Here is a 16334-nt window from a genome sequence, read left to right on the forward strand (position 1 = left end):
ACCCCTTGCCGCCGTCGTGCCCTCGCTCACTCGGCGTTGCGCGTGGCCGCTACATCCCCGAACGGCCTGCGCTACGTGAGCTTAGTTGTAGCGCTCGATCCTATTAGGCGGGCTGATTTTCAGGCCAACGGGTACCGGAGAAAGGTCAGCGCAGCAACGCGCGCGACATCACCACGCGCTGAATCTGATTGGTGCCCTCGTAGATCTGGGTGATTTTGGCGTCCCGCATCATCCGCTCGACGGGGAAGTCGATGGTGTAGCCGGCGCCGCCGAACAGCTGCACGGCGTCGGTAGTGACCTCCATCGCGACATCGGAGGCAAAGCATTTCGACGCCGCCGAGATGAATCCCAGATTCGACTCACCGCGTTCGGCCCGGGCGGCGGCGCTGTAGACCATCAGCCGGGCGGCTTCGACCTTCATCGCCATGTCGGCCAGCATGAACTGGACGCCCTGGAAGGTGCTGATCGACGAACCGAACTGCTTGCGGTCCTTGGTATAGGCGATCGCGGCGTCCACCGCACCCTGCGCGATGCCCACGGCCTGCGCACCGATGGTGGGACGGGTGTGGTCCAACGTGGCCAGCGCCGTCTTGAAACCGGTACCGGGATCGCCGATGATGCGGTCACCGGGGATCCGGCAGTTCTCGAAGTACAACTCGGTGGTCGGTGAGCCCTTGATGCCCAGCTTGCGTTCCTTCGGACCGGCGGTGAAGCCCTCGTCGTCCTTGTGCACCATGAACGACGAGATGCCGTTGGCGCCCTTGTCGGGATCGGTCACCGCCATCACGGTGTACCAAGTCGACTTGCCGCCGTTGGTGATCCAGGCTTTGGTGCCGTTGAGGATCCAGTCGCCCCCGTCGGCCTTGGCGCGGGTGCGCATCGCCGCCGCGTCACTGCCGGCTTCGCGCTCGCTCAGGGCGTAGGACGCCATCGCGGAGCCGTCGGCGATCGACGGCAAAACCTGTTTCTTCAGTTCGTCGGAGCCGCGCAGGATCAGGCCCATGGTGCCGAGCTTGTTGACCGCCGGGATCAGCGAAGCCGACGTGTCGACCCGGGCGACCTCCTCGATGACGATGCAGGCCGCGACCGAGTCTGCGCCCTGGCCGCCGTACTCCTCGGGCACGTGCACCGCGTTGAAACCCGAGGCGTTCAGCGCGTCCAGCGCCTCCTGCGGGAAGCGGGCGTTTTCGTCCACATCGGCGGCGTGCGGAGCGATTTCCTTTTCCGCCAGCGCCCGAATCGCGGCCCGTAATTCCTGGTGTTCCTCCGGTAATTGGAACAAATCGAAGTCGGGGTGTCCGGCCCATCCAGCCATCGTGAGATCTCCTAGCCCTCTTGCTACTCGCCGGTAACTTTACCCTGGAGCTCCTGAAGCGCCGCATCCTTGGCCCGCACGCTGTCGGCCAGCTGTTCGGCGAACGCGACGATCCGGGCCTGCAGCGCCGGGTCGGACGATCCGAGAATCCGCACCGCCAGCAAGCCGGCGTTACGGGCACCGCCGATGGAGACGGTGGCCACCGGAACACCGGCGGGCATCTGCACGATCGACAGCAGCGAGTCCATGCCGTCCAGCCGGGACAGCGGTACCGGCACCCCGATCACCGGCAGCGGCGTCACGGACGCGACCATGCCCGGCAGGTGGGCGGCTCCCCCGGCGCCCGCGATGATCACCTCGATACCGCGGTCGGCCGCGCCCCGGGCGTAGTCGAACATCACGCCCGGGGTGCGATGCGCCGAGACCACCCGCACCTCGGCGGGAATACCGAACTCAGCCAGCGCCTCGACAGCATCCTGCATCACCGACCAGTCGCTGTCGCTGCCCATGATCACCCCGACGCGGGGGTCTTCACTCATTGGCGCCGCTCCTCATGTGGATCCCATCCGTCCGCCCACTGCCCAACTGACATCCAGTGTGCCGCCAGCTCGGCGCGTTCACGCAGCTTCGGCAAGTCCGCTACGGCGGCGCCCAGGAAATTGATGTGCCCAACCTTGCGGCCCGGGCGCTCGGCCTTGCCGTACAGGTGCACCCGCGCGTCGGGCATCCGCGCGTAAAGGTGGTGCAACCGTTCGTCGACGGTCATCTCCGGCAGCTGCGCGGCACCCAGCACGTTGGCCATAACCGTCACCGGCGCGATCGCATCGGTATCGCCGAGCGGGTAATCCAGCACCGCGCGCAAATGCTGTTCGAACTGGCTGGTGCGCGCCCCGTCCATGGTCCAGTGCCCGGAGTTGTGCGGCCGCATCGCGAGTTCGTTGACCAGCAGCGCTCCCTCGATGGTCTCGAACAACTCGACGGCGAGCACACCGACCACGCCCAGTTCGGCGGCCAGCCGCAGCGCCAGCTGCTGTGCAGCGGCGGCCATGTCCCCGGGCAGTTCCGGGGCGGGCGCGATCACCAGCACGCAGATGCCGTCGTCTTGCACTGTCTGGACCACCGGCCACGCCGCGCCCTGACCGAATGGGGAGCGGGCCACCAGCGCCGACAACTCGCGGCGCAGTTCCACCTTTTCCTCGAGCACCACCGGCACGCCGTCCGCCAGGTAGGCGCGGGTGATCTCGCGGGCCTGCGTCAGGTCGCGCGCGAGCTGCACGCCGCGCCCGTCGTAACCGCCGCGGGCCGCCTTCACTACGAGCGGACCGCCAATGCGGCGCGCGAAGTCGTCCACTTCATCGAGTGCCTCGACGGAATCCAGCCCCACATAACGCGGCACTGCGGCGCCCAGCGCCTCAAGCTTGCGGCGCATCACGAGCTTGTCCTGGGCGTGCACCAAAGCCTGCGGCGGCGGCGCCACGTTGACGCCCTCGGCGACCAGCTTCTCCAGCAGTTCGGTCGGGACGTGCTCATGGTCGAAAGTCAGGGCATCGGCGCCGGCGGCGACCCGGCGCAGGTCTTCCAGATCGGTATGCGAACCGATCACCACATCCGGACTGACCTGGGCCGCAGGCTCGTCGGCGGAGGTGGCCAGCACTCGCAGGCTCTGGCCGAGTGCGATGGCGGCTTGGTGCGTCATCCGGGCTAGTTGGCCGCCGCCGACCATGGCGACCAACGGGATGGGTTTACTCGGCACGGGCATCATGGTGTCACGGCAGACAGTGTGCTGACCAAAGCGTGTTGACCGGCTGCAACGCGAAATCGTCAGGTTCCATTTTGCGCCGTTTTCGAGTCCGTCCGTACACTCACGTCTTGTGTCCTTTGCCGATGCCACGATCGCGCGCCTGCCTGCGGCCTTTCAGCCCTACGCACAGCGCCATCATGAATTCATCAAATTTGCCATCGTCGGGGGCACCACATTCATCATCGACTCGGCAATTTTCTACACCCTCAAGCTGACGATTCTGGAGACCAAGCCGGTCACGGCCAAGGTTATCGGCGGCATCGTCGCGGTCATCGCGTCCTATGTGCTGAACCGGGAGTGGAGCTTCCGTAACCGGGGCGGCCGCGAACGCCACCACGAGGCGCTGCTGTTCTTCGCGTTCAGTGGCGTGGGAGTACTGCTCAGCATGGCGCCGCTGTGGGTCTCCAGCTACGTCCTGCAGCTGCGCGAGCCGATGGTGTCGCTGACCGTGGAAAACATCGCCGACTTCATCTCCGCCTACATCATCGGCAACCTGCTGCAGATGGCATTTCGCTTCTGGGCGTTCCGGCGCTGGGTGTTCCCCGACCAGTTCGCCCGCACCCCCGACAGGGTGCTGGAATCCGCGCTCACCGCGGGCGGGATCGCCGAGGTATTCGAGGACGAGGTCGAGTCGGGCAACGTCACGCTGTTGCGCGCGTGGCGCAACCGGGCGAGCCGGACTGCTCAGCTCGGTGACTCTTCGGAACCCAGGGTGTCGAAAACTTCGTGATATAGCAGCGCGTGCACCTCGCGCAGCCGCGGAATGTTGTAGAACTCCAACGGATCTTGTGACGCCGACTCGATAATCAGCGTCCCGGTGCGAAACGGACGCTCCCAAATCCTGTCCCGGAATTCGACGCTATTGATCCGCGCCAACGGGATATCGATGCCGCTGCGGGTCAACAATCCGTGCCGATACATCACCCGGCGATTGGTGACGACGAAATGTGTGGTGAGCCAAGTCAAGAACGGCCACAGCGTCAGCCAGCCGACGATCACCAACCAGATTCCCCAGATCACGCCGTGGATGATGTTCTTGGTGGCCTGCTCCCAATGCGTGGAGTTGACGTAGCCGGAACCGAACGCCGCCAGCCCGGTCACCAGGATGAAAGTCACGACGGGCCAAATTAATCGCTTCCAATGCGGATGGCGGTGTATGACGACCTGTTCGCCGGCGGCCAGGGCGTTATCGGGATAGCTCATGTGGTGACATTAGCTCCGCAAATGCACGACGTCACCGGCGGAAACGACGACGGTCTCGTTACCGGTCTCCAGACAGAGCCGGCCGTGATCGTCGACAGCGCTGGCGGTCCCGACGATCTCCCTGCCGCCGGGCAACGCAGCGCGTACCCGGGTCCCGATGGTCAGGCTGCGCGCACGGTAGTCGGCCGCCAATTGCCAATCGGCCCCGCGCGCGGCCTGCCATGCGACGATCCGCCCGCTGAGCTCGCGCAACACCGCGCTGACCAAGGCGCCGCGGTCGGGCGCGGCCACGCCCAGGTCGAGCAGCGAGGTCGCCCCCGGCCCGTCCACCTTTTCGGGCTCCTGAGTTACGTTGAGCCCCAAGCCAATTACCACCACCGGCCGCGAGACCTCGGCGAGGATACCGGCCAGCTTGCCTTGGGAATCCCGGGAGCCGGCCAGCACATCGTTGGGCCACTTGAGGCCCAGTTCCACACCGGTGGATCCCAGCAGTGGAGCCACCGCATCGACCACCGCCACACCGGTGGCCAGCGGCAGCCAGCCCCACCCGGTGACCGGGACGTCGACGACGCTCACCGCGACCGACATGGTGATCTGCGCCCGCGGGGAAGCCGACCACGCGCGGTTGTGGCGTCCGCGGCCGGCGGTCTGATGCTCGGTGATCAGCACCGCCCCGGCGATGTCCTCGCCGGCCGCCGCACGGGCCAGCAGATCAGCGTTCGTGGAACCGGTCTGCTCGACGACATCGAGGTGCCGCCAACCCAATCCGGTCCCCACAAGCTCGTTGCGCAGTGCGGCCGCATCCAGTGCCGGCCTCAATGAGTCTCGATCCATCACCGTCCACCCTAGAGCGCCGGGATGCGTCAAAGGCGCCGGTCTCGCATGTCCATCACGGCCAGGTGGCTGAACAGCATGCTCGTCCCGATCGGGTTGCCCCCGCCCGGATACGCCAGCCCGCTGGGTGCGGCCATCGTGTTGCCCGCCGCGTACAGGCCGGGGATGGGATTGCCCGAGGTGTCCAGCACCCGCGCCGCGGGGTCGGTGCGCAAGCCGCCCTTGGTGCCTAGATCAGACAGGCCGAACGCCGCGGCGTGATATGGCGGTGAGTCGATGGGGACCAGCGGAGACGCACCGGCGGAGAACGCACGATCGAATGCTTCGTCGCCCCGGCCGAAGTCTTCGTCGACGCCGCGGGCGGCAAAACCGTTGAACCGGGCCACGGTTGCCGCCAGCGCAGCGCCCGACACCCCGATCTTGGCGGCCAGCTCTTCGAGCGTGTCCGCGGTGTGCCACAAGCCGGCGGCGACGTACTTCTCCGTCTCGACGATGCTGACGTTGGCCGCCTTCACCGGCGGCACCTCGCCTTCCCTGTCGTCGTAGATCATCCAGTACGGCAACGTGATTGAACCGTCTTGCAGCTGCGCGATGATCTCGCGACCGGCCCGGTCGTACGCCTGGGACTCGTTGACGAACCGGTTGCCGGACTGGTTCACGAAGATGCCGCCGGTGAACCACAGCGCGAACGCGGAGCGACCGTCGGGATGGGTCATACCCGGTGACCACCACGCCTGATCCAGCAGGTCGGTGTCCGCGCCGGCCGCGACGCCGGCCTGCAGCGCCAGACCGCGACTTCCCGGGCCGCCCATGGTGTCTCGTGCCACGCCCGGCACGCCGTATTCGCGGCGCAACTCCTCGTTGGCTTCGAAGCCGCCGGCGGCCAGCAACACGCCGCGCCGGGTGCGGATCGCGCGGCGCTCGCCGGCGGTCTCGACGATCACTCCCGTGACGGCCCCGTCGGACACCACCAGCTCGACCAGCGCGGTGTCACGCTGCAGCGACGCGGTCGGGTACTGCTCGATGGCCTTGAGGAATCGCGCGATCAGGGCTCGGCCACCGACGTAGTAGTCGGACGGCGTTTCGGCACCGAGCCAATCGGTGTCCAGCGGCCCGCGGATCGCGTCGCGCAGCTCGGGAGCGGCGGCCACCTTCCAGGGTTTCGCGGCGATGTGGCGCTGACCGTCCAGGCGCGCCTTCGGTGCCTTGCCGTAGTAGTCGGGCCACGGCAACGGCACGAACTTCAGGATTGGGTCTTGTTCCAGGTACTCGATCAGCGGCGCGCCGCCGCGGACGAACGTCTCTTGGAGTTCGCGGGGGGTGCGGTCGCCAACCACCGCCTGGTAATAGGTGAGCGCGTCCTCGATGCTGTCGTCGGTGCCGGCCCGAACAAGCACCGGATTGCAGGGAAACCAGACGCCGCCGCCGCCGGAGTAAGCAGTCGTGCCACCGAATTTGCCGGTCGCCTCGACCAGCAGCACCTCGAGACCCTCGCGCGCCGCGGTGTACGCGCCGGTGACCCCGCCGCCTCCCGACCCCGCAACCAGTACGTCGCACTCGCGCGCCCAGCCAGCGGTTCCCAACGGGCGGGCGTCCATCAGCGGAGACTACCGCGCCGCTAAGCTCGACTCCCATGACGAGCGTTACCGACCACACTGCGGAACCCGCTGCCGAGCACACCATCGACATCCACACCACCGCGGGCAAGCTGGCCGAACTGCACAAGCGCAGGGAAGAGTCGCTGCACCCGGTCGGCGAAGAGGCCGTCGAGAAGGTGCACGCCAAGGGCAAGCTGACCGCCCGCGAGCGCATCCTGGCCCTGCTCGACGAGGATTCGTTCGTGGAGCTCGACGCCCTGGCCAAGCATCGCAGCACCAACTTCGGCCTGGAAGCCAACCGCCCGCTGGGCGACGGCGTGATCACCGGCTACGGCACCATCGACGGCCGCGACGTGTGCATCTTCAGCCAGGACGCCACCGTGTTCGGCGGCAGCCTCGGCGAGGTGTACGGCGAGAAGATCGTCAAGGTCCAGGAGCTGGCCATCAAAACCGGTCGTCCGCTGATCGGCATCAACGACGGCGCCGGCGCCCGGATCCAGGAGGGCGTCGTCTCGCTCGGCCTGTACAGCCGCATCTTCCGCAACAACATCCTGGCGTCGGGTGTCATCCCGCAGATTTCGCTGATCATGGGTGCCGCCGCCGGCGGGCACGTGTACTCCCCGGCCCTGACCGACTTCGTGGTGATGGTCGACCAGACCAGCCAGATGTTCATCACCGGAACCGACGTCATCAAGACGGTCACCGGCGAGGACGTCACGATGGAGGAGCTCGGTGGCGCCCACACCCACATGGCCAAATCGGGCACGTTGCACTACGTCGCCTCCGGTGAGCAGGACGCCTTCGACTGGGTCCGCGACCTGCTCGGCTACCTGCCGCCCAACAACTTCACCGACCCGCCGCGCTACGCGGTCGCGGCGCCGCAAGGTCCAATCGAAGAGAACCTCACCGACGAGGACCTCGAGCTGGACACCCTGATCCCGGACTCACCCAACCAGCCCTACGACATGCACGAGGTCATCACCCGGATCCTCGACGACGACGAATTTCTGGAAGTCCAGGGCGGTTACGCGCAGAACATCGTTGTCGGGTTCGGTCGCATCGACGGCCGGCCGGTCGGGATCGTGGCCAACCAGCCCACCCAATTCGCGGGCTGCCTGGACATCAACGCCTCGGAGAAAGCCGCCCGGTTCGTGCGGACCTGCGACTGCTTCAACATCCCGATCATCATGCTGGTGGACGTCCCAGGCTTCCTACCGGGCACCGGCCAGGAATACAACGGCATCATCCGGCGTGGCGCCAAGCTGCTGTACGCCTACGGCGAAGCCACCGTCCCCAAGATCACCGTCATCACCCGCAAGGCCTACGGCGGCGCCTACTGCGTGATGGGTTCCAAGGACATGGGCTGCGACGTCAACCTGGCCTGGCCTACCGCGCAGATCGCGGTGATGGGAGCCTCCGGTGCCGTCGGCTTCGTGTACCGCCAGCAGCTCAAGCAGGCCGCTTCCGAAGGCAAGGACGTCGATGAGCTGCGGCTGCAGTTGCAGCAGGAGTACGAGGACACGTTGGTCAACCCGTACGTCGCCGCCGAACGCGGATACGTCGACTCGGTTATCCCGCCATCGCACACCCGCGGTTACATCGCCACGGCGCTGCGCCTGATGGAACGCAAGATCTCGCACCTGCCGCCCAAGAAGCACGGGAACATTCCATTGTGAGTCGAGTGAGCGGAACGACGAAGTGAGTGACGGGAACGAGACGAATGGTTCAGCCCCGGTGAGCGACGCCGAAGCTACCGACACCGCGCAGCCGCACGAGCCGCACATCAAGATCCTGCGGGGCCGCCCCACCGACGCGGAGATCGCCGCGCTGATCGCGGTGCTCAGCAGCTCCGAGGGCACGCCCGCGCAGCCGCCGACCGAGAGCACCCGCTGGGGCCTTCCGGTCGACAAGTTGCGCTTCTCGATGTCCAACTACCAGCGACTCACGATGCAGCAAATAGCCCATCTGAAGCATTGACCCGAGTTGTGCTCGGGTCGGCGTCGGCCGGCCGTCTCAAAGTGCTGCGCCAGGCGGGCATCGAACCACTGGTCCTCGTCTCCGGTGTCGATGAAGATCGCCTGATCGCCGATCTGGGACCGAAAGCCCCACCCGGCGACGTGGTTTGTGCGCTAGCCCGGGCCAAGGCCGAGCAGGTGGCAAGCGAGCTGGACCGCTCTGTCGCGGCAGATTGTGTTGTCATCGGCTGTGATTCGATGCTCTACCTCGATGACCAACTGTGCGGCAAGCCGGAGTCCATCGCCGCCGCGCGCCAACTCTGGCAGTCGATGGCCGGACGCTGCGGCCAATTATACACCGGCCACTGCGTAATCCGGTTGTTGGACAACGCAATTGTGTATTCCGAGGCGCAAACATCAATCACCACAGTGCATTTCGGAAGACCGGAAGACGATGACCTAGAGGCCTACCTGGCCGACGGGGAATCATTGCGGGTGGCCGGCGGCTTCACCCTGGACGGCCTGGGCGGATGGTTCATCGACGGTGTCGACGGCGACCCGTCGGCCGTGGTGGGAATCGGGCTGCCGCTGACCCGCTCGCTGCTGCGCCGTGCGGGCCTGTCCATCGCGACGTTGTGGGCGGGAAACGTCGACCAAAGCCTCGACACGTAATCCATTGCGACCCAACGCGGCGGATCGTCGCAGCCGGTTATGTGTCGCGCAGGCTTGGCTTCTGCCAAACCGAGACATGGCGAGTGCTTTCGTGTTCGAACGGTCGGCGTTGCCAGTCCGCCCAACGCTGGGTGAGCGTTAGACCGGCTATCCGGGCCATCAGGTCGAGCTCAGCGGGCCAGACATAGCGAAAGGGAATCGACCGGAAACGGCCGTCTTGGCGGACATAGTTGGAACTCATCGCCTGTGTTGCGCAGTCATACCAGTCGTAGGCCCAACGGTCGTTTTCGACCGCAAACGGGACGGCCTGTTGGCCCGGGGGTAACAGCCTCAAGGCAGGGACACCGACCTCGATGACAAAACTGCCGCCCGGCTTCAGGTGTCGGGCCGCATTGTTGAAGCAAGCGACCTGTGCGTCTTGGGTTGTGAGGTTAGAGATCGTGTTGAAGACGAGGTAGACGAGACTGAACTCGCCAGGCGCACCAGCGGTGGCGAAGTCGCCGATGGTGGTGCCGACGGCTACGCCGCCCGGCTTGATCCGTAAACGAGCCACCATCGCCGCGGACATATCGATACCGTGGACTTCGACACCGCGCGCCACCAGCGGAACTGCGACGCGCCCTGTGCCAACACCGAATTCGAGTGCTCTGCCACCGCCTGCGAGCTGGCCGAGGAAGTCGACCGTGGGTTCGACGACGCCCTCGTCGAACATCTCGGAGACATCGGTGTCATAGGTTGCCGCGATCTCCGCGCCGAAGTAACCGTCGTCGCTCATCGAGCGTGCATGGTACGCGACGGCCATCCGTCCACTGAGCCGCAGCGAGTGGGTGAACAGTCCGATCTCGACGCCACCGGTAGGGTCTACGACGTGCCACTTCCTCCCGATTCAAGCCCGACGCTGTCGGCTTACGCCCACCCCGAACGACTAGTCACCGCCGACTGGTTGTCCGGCCACATGGGTTCGCCCGGTCTGGCAATCGTCGAATCCGACGAGGACGTGCTGCTCTACGACGTCGGGCATATCCCCGGCGCGGTCAAGATTGACTGGCACACCGACCTCAACGACCCGCGAGTCCGCGACTACATCTCCGGTGAGCAGTTCGCGGAACTGATGGACCGCAAGGGCATCGCCCGCGACGACACCGTGGTGATCTACGGCGACAAAAGCAACTGGTGGGCGGCCTACGCGCTGTGGGTGTTCACGTTGTTCGGCCACCCCGATGTGCGGCTGCTCAACGGCGGGCGTGACCTGTGGCTGTCGGACCGCCGCGACACCAGCCTGGAGGTGCCGACCAACACCTCGACCGGCTATCCGGTCGTCGCGCGCAATGACGCACCGATCCGCGCCTACAAGGACGACGTGCTGGACATCCTCGGCAGCCAGCCGCTGATCGACGTGCGCTCGCCCGACGAGTACACCGGCAAGCGCACGCACATGCCCGACTACCCCGAGGAGGGCGCGCTGCGCGCCGGCCACATCCCCACCGCCCGGTCCATCCCGTGGGGCAAGGCGGTCGACGAGAGCGGCCGGTTCCGCAGTCGCGAAGAGCTCGAAGAGCTCTACGGCTTCCTGGCGCCGGACGACAAGACCGTCGTCTACTGCCGCATCGGCGAGCGATCCAGCCACACCTGGTTCGTGCTCACCCACCTGCTGGGCAAGGCCGGGGTCCGCAACTACGACGGGTCGTGGACCGAGTGGGGTAACACCGTGCGGGTGCCGATCGTCGCGGGCGAGAGCCCGGGAGTAGTACCGGCCTGATGACTCTGCCCGCACCGCTGGCCGAGGTGGTGTCCGACTTCGCCGAAGTTCAGGGCTCCGACAAGCTGAAGCTGCTGCTGGAGTTCGCCGACGACCTGCCGGAGCTGCCCGACGACCTCGCCGAGGCGGCGATGGAGCCGGTTCCCGAGTGCCAATCGCCACTGTTCCTGCATGTCGACGCGGACGACCCGAATCGGGTGCGGTTGTATTTCAGCGCTCCCGCCGAAGCGCCGACCACCCGCGGATTTGCCGCGATTCTGGCCGCCGGCCTCGACGAGCAACCCGCCGCCGACATCCTGGCGGTGCCCGAAGATTTTTACAGCGAGCTGGGCCTGGCGGCTCTGATCAGCCCGCTGCGGTTGCGCGGCATGTCGGCGATGCTGGCCCGGATCAAGCGGCGGCTGCGCGAGTCCGGTCCCGAAACTCGCTGAGCGGAGACCGGTTACCGGCGCCCCCGGCGCGCCGCCTAAACTTCCCCCGATAAGACTTGTAAGAAATTCTCTTAGAGACGACGAAGACGGAACACAGGAGGCGCAGGTGCCCAGTCACGCCAGCTCGAGGATCTCCAAGGTGCTCGTCGCAAACCGCAGCGAAATCGCTGTCCGGGTGATCCGCGCAGCCCGCGACGCGGGCCTGTCCAGCGTGGCGGTGTACGCCGAGCCCGACGCCGACGCACCCCATGTGCGTCTGGCGGATGAGGCCTTCGCCTTGGGTGGCCAGACCTCCGCAGAGTCCTACTTGGACTTTGGCAAACTTCTCGACGCGGCAGCCAAATCCGGCGCCAACGCGATTCACCCCGGTTACGGATTCCTGTCAGAGAACGCCGAATTCGCCCAGGCGGTGCTCGACGCGAACCTGATCTGGATCGGGCCCAGCCCACAGTCGATCCGTGACCTCGGTGACAAGGTCACCGCCCGCCACATCGCCGCCCGCGCGCAAGCCCCGCTGGTGCCCGGCACCCCCGACCCGGTCAAGGACGCCGACGAGGTGGTGGCCTTCGCCAAGGAGTACGGCGTGCCGATCGCCATCAAGGCGGCTTTCGGTGGCGGTGGCCGCGGCATGAAGGTGGCCCGCAGCATCGAAGAGATCCCCGAGCTGTTCGAGTCGGCCACCCGTGAGGCCGTCGCCGCGTTCGGTCGCGGCGAGTGCTTCGTCGAGCGCTACCTGGACAAGCCGCGCCACGTCGAGGCCCAGGTGATCGCCGATCAGCACGGCAACGTCGTCGTCGCCGGCACCCGCGACTGCTCACTGCAGCGCCGCTTCCAGAAGCTGGTCGAAGAGGCGCCGGCGCCGTTCCTCACCGACGCACAGCGCAAGGAGATCCACGAGTCGGCCAAGCGAATCTGCAAGGAAGCCCACTACTACGGCGCGGGCACCGTCGAGTACCTGGTCGGCCAGGACGGCCTGATCTCGTTCCTGGAGGTCAACACCCGTCTACAGGTCGAGCACCCGGTCACCGAGGAGACCGCCGGCATTGACCTGGTGCGACAACAGTTCAAGATCGCCAACGGCGAGAAGCTCGACATCACCGAAGACCCGACGCCGCGCGGTCACGCGATCGAGTTCCGGATCAACGGCGAGGACGCCGGACGAGGCTTTTTGCCCGCTCCCGGCCCGGTCACCCGCTACGACATCCCCACCGGGCCCGGTGTCCGGCTGGACTCCGGCGTGGAGGCCGGCTCGGTGATCGGCGGCCAGTTCGACTCGATGCTGTCCAAGCTGATCGTGTACGGCGCCACCCGCGAGGAGGCGCTGGCGCGCTCGCGCCGGGCGCTGGACGAATTCCACGTCGAGGGCCTGGCCACGGTCATTCCGTTCCACCGCGCCGTCGTCTCGGACCCCGCGTTCATCGGTGATGACAACGGCTTCACGGTGCACACCCGCTGGATCGAGACGGAATGGGACAACACCGTCGAGCCGTTCACCGCGGGCGAGCCCCTGGACGAGGAAGACACCCAGCCCCGGCAGAAGGTGGTCGTCGAGGTCGACGGCCGTCGGCTCGAGGTGTCGCTGCCCGGTGATCTGGCGCTGTCGGGCGGCGCCGCCGATCCGGCCGGTGTCGTGCGCAAGAAGCCGAAGCCCCGCAAGCGCGGCGGCCACGGCGGCGCGGCGGCCTCCGGTGACGCAGTCACCGCGCCGATGCAGGGCACCGTCGTCAAGGTCGCGGTCTCCGAGGGTCAGCAGGTCGCCGTCGGTGACCTGGTCGTGGTCCTCGAGGCGATGAAGATGGAGAACCCGGTCACCGCGCACAAGGAGGGCACCATCACCGGTCTCGCGGTCGAGCCGGGAGCTGCCATCACTCAAGGCACGGTGCTCGCCGAGATCAAATAGCTGTTGACCGGGCTTCCTGGGAATCAGCTAGGTAAACGTTGTCGGTCTCCCCATAACCGGGGTAGGGTTCAGGTCAGGTTGAGTTCACAGCCGCCCGGACCACGTCAGCGCCGCGCGGAAGGCGAATTCCCTACCTTCAGCGTTATTTCACCGTCGGCGTAGTCACCAATCCCCGGTTGAGGGAGTGAAGCAATGACTGTGGCTCAATCTTGGCAACAATGCCGAACGGCTCAATTCAGTGCCACCTGGAGTGCGTCCGGCACGGTCATCGCGATCGATGGCGAGCTGGACGCCGCCAACGCAGATCAGCTCGCGGTCTACGTTCAGCGCAACGCCCGGCGTGCCAGGCGGGTGATCCTGGACCTGCGCGAGCTGGATTTCATTGGTACAGCAGGCTTTTCAGCGCTGCACCGCATCAATGTGGCGTGCTCGGGCGCCCAGTTGAGCTGGGCGATGGTGCCGAGCCCGGCGGTACTGCGATTGTTGCGCGTCTGCGATCCCGACGGCACCCTGCCGGTGACGACGCCGATCGAGGAACCGCTACTGGAACCGGCCGCGTGGACCGCTGGCCCGCACGCGCGGCCGCTACTCCAACTGGTCGCGCAGGCGCGTTAGCGATTTAGCCAACAGTCGCGACACGTGCATCTGCGAGATGCCGACGCGCTCGGCAATCTGTGTCTGCGTCATCGACTCAAAGAACCTGAGCACCAACACCGTTCGCTCGCGCTCGGGCAGGCCTTCCAGCAATGGGCGTAGCGACTCGCGGTCCTCGATGCGGTTGATGCTGGCATCCACGTCGCCCAGGGTGTCCGCGATGGCGCGGGCGTCCTCGTCATCGCCGCCACCACCGCCGCCGCTGTCGATGGACAGGGTGTTGTACGAACTGCCCGCCACCAGGCCCTCGACGACCTCGGCGCGGTCCATCTCCAGCTCCGCCGCGAGTTCGGTTGCGGTAGGCGCCCTCCCGAGCCGTTGCGACAGGTCGGCGGTGGCGCTGCCGAGCCGCAGGTGCAGCTCCTTGAGACGCCGCGGAACCTTGACCGACCAGCTGTTGTCGCGAAAGTGGCGGCGAACCTCGCCCATGATCGTGGGCACCGCGAAAGACACGAAGTCCGACCCGGCCTCGACGTCGAAGCGCACCACGGCGTTGACCAATCCGACCCGCGCGACCTGAACCAAGTCGTCGCGTGGTTCGCCGCGGCCCTCGAACCTGCGGGCGATGTGATCGGCCAGCGGCAGGCACCGCTCGACAATCTTGTCCCGCTGGCGCTGGAACTCCGCCGAGTCCTCGGCGACGGTCGCCAGCTCACGGAACATGTCCGGAACATCGGCGTATTCGTTTGGGCGCTTCGAGCCCGAACCGCCGTCAGCTTTCGCTGTCACCGGCTAGCGGCCGCCCGTCGCGCCGTCAGCGTGATACCGAATACGCTGCCGGTTTCATTGGGCTCGCGACCATCATGGAAAGTCTGGACGTCGTCGGCCAGCGATGTCAGCACATGCCAGCTGAAGCTGCCCGGCGACACCACGTCGTGGGTTTCGCACGCCGCGGATGCCTCGACGACTAATTCGTCTTCTCGCGGGTCGACCACCACAACCAGCGTCGCGTCCGGCGTGGCCGACCGGATCAACCGGGTGCACACCTCATCGACCGCGAGCCGTAGATCCGCGACAGCGTCGAAATCCAGGTCCTCGTAGGTGCCGATCGCACCCACCAACGTGCGCAGCATCGCTAGATTTTCCAGGCGCGCAGCAACATGCAATTCGACGGCTCTGTGGCCGCGTTGACGCTTGTCAGCGCGTAAACCAACATCGGTCATTTGGTCTCCCGGCAACGTTTGACTCACACTACCCCTCGCATTGGAGCGCGCCATTGGACGCTACAGCCCCGGCACACCCCGGACACGCGCTCGGGCGCATCGCTTTGATTGCCGGAATCACACTGGCCCATCTACGTCGGTGCTTTCATGATTCTGTCCCCCATGATGGGGTGAGCGCCGCGCGCAAATCATTGCAGGCACTCATCATGGTTCAGACCTGATACCCGCTCAACGAGGCCCGTAACCTACGAATTTCGGGCGGCCTATTCCGTCGATTAGCTGTCGGGGGACTGCCTGGCCGCCTCGGGATGTTCGAGGTACCACCGATCGAAGATCCGGCGCACCCGCCGGTGCTCGACGGCCAGCCACACCAGGCCCGCCACCGTGAGGACGATCGCTGTCACGCCCGCGGTCATGCCCTCGTGCTGATGTCCGGTGCCGAAGGCCGCAAGGCTTCCGCACACCGCGATGACGCCGGCCACCACCATCAGGTATCCGGGCCAGTGCAAGACGTCGATCAGTGATTCGCCGGCAAGTGGCCGCGTCGTGCGCAAATGGTCGACGGGGTCGCGGTAGGTGTCTCCCATGGCTGCTCCTAGGGTCGCCCCATTAACGGTAGATCTCCCGGAATGTGTTTGCCAGGCCTTTTACCCGGCCAGCACCGGACCGGCGATTGCCGGGACGCCCATCGAGACCGTGACGATCATCAGCGTCAACAAAAACCAGCCCGCGCCGTGCCATCCCCACCAGGTGCCTTCGCTGCGCCACACCCGGTAGGTCCGCACAAACGCCCACAGGCCGGCGGCCAGCAGGATCAGCGGTCCCCCGAATGCCAGCAGGGTCCGCTGCGGCGCACCGCACGCCACCGTGTCCACGCCCGTTCCCGGGCAGGTGCTGACCCATAGGGCCGCCATCACGACAAATCCGACCGCCGCGGCCGTGGCCAGGACGGCGAAACGGATGGCGGCGCGCACCTCGCCGTCGTCCTGCCCGAGGCGATCACCCGGTGATCGCTCATCTGCTTTCGGCATTTGAGAACCTCCCGCGTG

At 66.4% G+C, this 16334-nt stretch carries 19 protein-coding genes; 8 read left to right on the forward strand and 11 right to left on the reverse strand.

Going from position 1 to position 16334, the window contains the following annotated elements; genetic code table 11:
• Nucleotides 1-145: 145 nt before the first annotated feature.
• From DB708_RS07070 to DB708_RS07080, 3 genes are read right to left on the reverse strand one after another with little or no spacing between them, the layout of a single operon-like run.
• Nucleotides 146-1315, reverse strand: a complete 1170-nt coding sequence (locus DB708_RS07070; protein WP_108921240.1) for an acyl-CoA dehydrogenase — start codon at nucleotides 1313-1315, stop codon at nucleotides 146-148.
• A 23-nt stretch (nucleotides 1316-1338) separates the two neighbouring features.
• Entirely contained in the window at nucleotides 1339-1854 is a 516-nt protein-coding gene (purE, locus tag DB708_RS07075) for a 5-(carboxyamino)imidazole ribonucleotide mutase (protein ID WP_108921241.1), read from the reverse strand.
• Nucleotides 1851-3077 carry a 5-(carboxyamino)imidazole ribonucleotide synthase gene (locus DB708_RS07080; RefSeq protein WP_108921242.1) on the reverse strand — a complete coding sequence of 409 codons (1227 nt, stop codon included), beginning with the start codon at nucleotides 3075-3077 and terminating at the stop codon, nucleotides 1851-1853. The genes purE and DB708_RS07080 overlap by 4 nt, the downstream gene beginning before the upstream one ends.
• A 109-nt stretch (nucleotides 3078-3186) precedes the next feature.
• Here DB708_RS07080 and DB708_RS07085 point away from each other — a divergent pair, with 109 nt between their 5' ends.
• The gene (locus DB708_RS07085) at nucleotides 3187-3846 is read left to right on the forward strand and encodes a GtrA family protein (RefSeq protein ID WP_108921243.1); all 660 of its coding nucleotides are present in this window, start codon (nucleotides 3187-3189) and stop codon (nucleotides 3844-3846) included.
• On the opposite strand, the gene DB708_RS07090 is transcribed toward DB708_RS07085, so the two are convergent.
• The 3 genes from DB708_RS07090 to DB708_RS07100 are packed head-to-tail and all read right to left on the reverse strand — an operon-like array spanning nucleotide 3801 to nucleotide 6751.
• A complete protein-coding gene (locus tag DB708_RS07090; protein WP_108921244.1) occupies nucleotides 3801-4319 on the reverse strand; it encodes a PH domain-containing protein in 519 nt (172 codons plus the stop codon). The two genes, DB708_RS07085 and DB708_RS07090, sit on opposite strands and share 46 nt — an antisense overlap.
• A gap of 9 nt (nucleotides 4320-4328) precedes the next feature.
• On the reverse strand, nucleotides 4329-5156 hold the full coding sequence (locus DB708_RS07095; protein ID WP_108921245.1) for a biotin--[acetyl-CoA-carboxylase] ligase: 828 nt from the start codon (nucleotides 5154-5156) through the stop codon (nucleotides 4329-4331).
• 26 nt (nucleotides 5157-5182) lie between these two features.
• Entirely contained in the window at nucleotides 5183-6751 is a 1569-nt protein-coding gene (locus DB708_RS07100; protein WP_108921246.1) for an FAD-binding protein, read from the reverse strand.
• A gap of 35 nt (nucleotides 6752-6786) precedes the next feature.
• Here DB708_RS07100 and DB708_RS07105 point away from each other — a divergent pair, with 35 nt between their 5' ends.
• From DB708_RS07105 to DB708_RS07115, 3 genes are read left to right on the forward strand one after another with little or no spacing between them, the layout of a single operon-like run.
• Entirely contained in the window at nucleotides 6787-8427 is a 1641-nt protein-coding gene (locus DB708_RS07105; protein ID WP_108921247.1) for an acyl-CoA carboxylase subunit beta, read from the forward strand.
• Nucleotides 8428-8485: 58 nt separating this feature from the next.
• On the forward strand, nucleotides 8486-8728 hold the full coding sequence (locus DB708_RS07110) for an acyl-CoA carboxylase subunit epsilon (RefSeq protein ID WP_235616665.1): 243 nt from the start codon (nucleotides 8486-8488) through the stop codon (nucleotides 8726-8728).
• Nucleotides 8725-9378 carry a Maf family protein gene (locus DB708_RS07115; RefSeq protein WP_108921249.1) on the forward strand — a complete coding sequence of 218 codons (654 nt, stop codon included), beginning with the start codon at nucleotides 8725-8727 and terminating at the stop codon, nucleotides 9376-9378. The genes DB708_RS07110 and DB708_RS07115 overlap by 4 nt, the downstream gene beginning before the upstream one ends.
• A gap of 37 nt (nucleotides 9379-9415) precedes the next feature.
• Here DB708_RS07115 and DB708_RS07120 read toward each other — a convergent pair whose 3' ends face one another.
• Entirely contained in the window at nucleotides 9416-10153 is a 738-nt protein-coding gene (locus DB708_RS07120; protein ID WP_108921335.1) for a class I SAM-dependent DNA methyltransferase, read from the reverse strand.
• A gap of 93 nt (nucleotides 10154-10246) precedes the next feature.
• On the opposite strand from DB708_RS07120, the gene DB708_RS07125 reads away from it, so the two are divergent.
• From DB708_RS07125 to DB708_RS07140, 4 genes are all read left to right on the forward strand, one after another.
• The gene (locus DB708_RS07125; protein WP_108921336.1) at nucleotides 10247-11137 is read left to right on the forward strand and encodes a sulfurtransferase; all 891 of its coding nucleotides are present in this window, start codon (nucleotides 10247-10249) and stop codon (nucleotides 11135-11137) included.
• Nucleotides 11137-11568 (forward strand): SufE family protein, encoded by a 432-nt coding sequence (locus DB708_RS07130; protein ID WP_108921250.1) that lies wholly within the window; start codon nucleotides 11137-11139, stop codon nucleotides 11566-11568. The genes DB708_RS07125 and DB708_RS07130 overlap by 1 nt, the downstream gene beginning before the upstream one ends.
• Nucleotides 11569-11674: 106 nt before the next feature.
• Nucleotides 11675-13468, forward strand: coding sequence for an acetyl/propionyl/methylcrotonyl-CoA carboxylase subunit alpha (locus tag DB708_RS07135; RefSeq protein ID WP_108921251.1), 1794 nt, complete (start codon nucleotides 11675-11677; stop codon nucleotides 13466-13468).
• A 192-nt stretch (nucleotides 13469-13660) separates the two neighbouring features.
• Nucleotides 13661-14083: an STAS domain-containing protein gene (locus DB708_RS07140; protein ID WP_108921252.1), complete on the forward strand. Its 423-nt coding sequence runs from the start codon at nucleotides 13661-13663 to the stop codon at nucleotides 14081-14083.
• Here DB708_RS07140 and DB708_RS07145 read toward each other — a convergent pair.
• The 4 genes from DB708_RS07145 to DB708_RS07160 form a co-directional block, all read right to left on the reverse strand.
• On the reverse strand, nucleotides 14054-14851 hold the full coding sequence (locus DB708_RS07145) for an RNA polymerase sigma factor SigF (RefSeq protein ID WP_108921253.1): 798 nt from the start codon (nucleotides 14849-14851) through the stop codon (nucleotides 14054-14056). The two genes, DB708_RS07140 and DB708_RS07145, sit on opposite strands and share 30 nt — an antisense overlap.
• Nucleotides 14848-15285, reverse strand: coding sequence for an ATP-binding protein (locus tag DB708_RS07150; RefSeq protein WP_108921254.1), 438 nt, complete (start codon nucleotides 15283-15285; stop codon nucleotides 14848-14850). Before DB708_RS07150 ends, DB708_RS07145 begins: the two co-directional genes overlap by 4 nt.
• Before the next feature lie 275 nt (nucleotides 15286-15560).
• Nucleotides 15561-15872 carry a protein UsfY gene (gene usfY / locus DB708_RS07155; RefSeq protein ID WP_108921255.1) on the reverse strand — a complete coding sequence of 104 codons (312 nt, stop codon included), beginning with the start codon at nucleotides 15870-15872 and terminating at the stop codon, nucleotides 15561-15563.
• 60 nt (nucleotides 15873-15932) lie between these two features.
• Nucleotides 15933-16316 carry a hypothetical protein gene (locus tag DB708_RS07160; RefSeq protein ID WP_108921256.1) on the reverse strand — a complete coding sequence of 128 codons (384 nt, stop codon included), beginning with the start codon at nucleotides 16314-16316 and terminating at the stop codon, nucleotides 15933-15935.
• Nucleotides 16317-16334: the final 18 nt, after the last annotated feature.

This window comes from Mycobacterium montefiorense (assembly GCF_003112775.1).
Classification (GTDB): domain Bacteria; phylum Actinomycetota; class Actinomycetes; order Mycobacteriales; family Mycobacteriaceae; genus Mycobacterium; species Mycobacterium montefiorense.

Bases quoted from the DNA above. Each gene is read 5' to 3' on its own strand.
- DB708_RS07140 (WP_108921252.1), top strand. From the start codon at position 13,661: ATGACTGTGGCTCAATCTTGGCAACAATGCCGAACGGCTCAATTCAGT.
- purE (WP_108921241.1), bottom strand. From the start codon at position 1,854: ATGAGTGAAGACCCCCGCGTCGGGGTGATCATGGGCAGCGACAGCGAC.
- DB708_RS07100 (WP_108921246.1), bottom strand. From the start codon at position 6,751: ATGGACGCCCGCCCGTTGGGAACCGCTGGCTGGGCGCGCGAGTGCGAC.
- DB708_RS07080 (WP_108921242.1), bottom strand. From the start codon at position 3,077: ATGATGCCCGTGCCGAGTAAACCCATCCCGTTGGTCGCCATGGTCGGC.
- DB708_RS07160 (WP_108921256.1), bottom strand. From the start codon at position 16,316: ATGCCGAAAGCAGATGAGCGATCACCGGGTGATCGCCTCGGGCAGGAC.
- DB708_RS07150 (WP_108921254.1), bottom strand. From the start codon at position 15,285: ATGACCGATGTTGGTTTACGCGCTGACAAGCGTCAACGCGGCCACAGA.
- DB708_RS07090 (WP_108921244.1), bottom strand. From the start codon at position 4,319: ATGAGCTATCCCGATAACGCCCTGGCCGCCGGCGAACAGGTCGTCATA.
- DB708_RS07070 (WP_108921240.1), bottom strand. From the start codon at position 1,315: ATGGCTGGATGGGCCGGACACCCCGACTTCGATTTGTTCCAATTACCG.
- DB708_RS07130 (WP_108921250.1), top strand. From the start codon at position 11,137: ATGACTCTGCCCGCACCGCTGGCCGAGGTGGTGTCCGACTTCGCCGAA.
- DB708_RS07105 (WP_108921247.1), top strand. From the start codon at position 6,787: ATGACGAGCGTTACCGACCACACTGCGGAACCCGCTGCCGAGCACACC.
- DB708_RS07120 (WP_108921335.1), bottom strand. From the start codon at position 10,153: ATGAGCGACGACGGTTACTTCGGCGCGGAGATCGCGGCAACCTATGAC.
- usfY (WP_108921255.1), bottom strand. From the start codon at position 15,872: ATGGGAGACACCTACCGCGACCCCGTCGACCATTTGCGCACGACGCGG.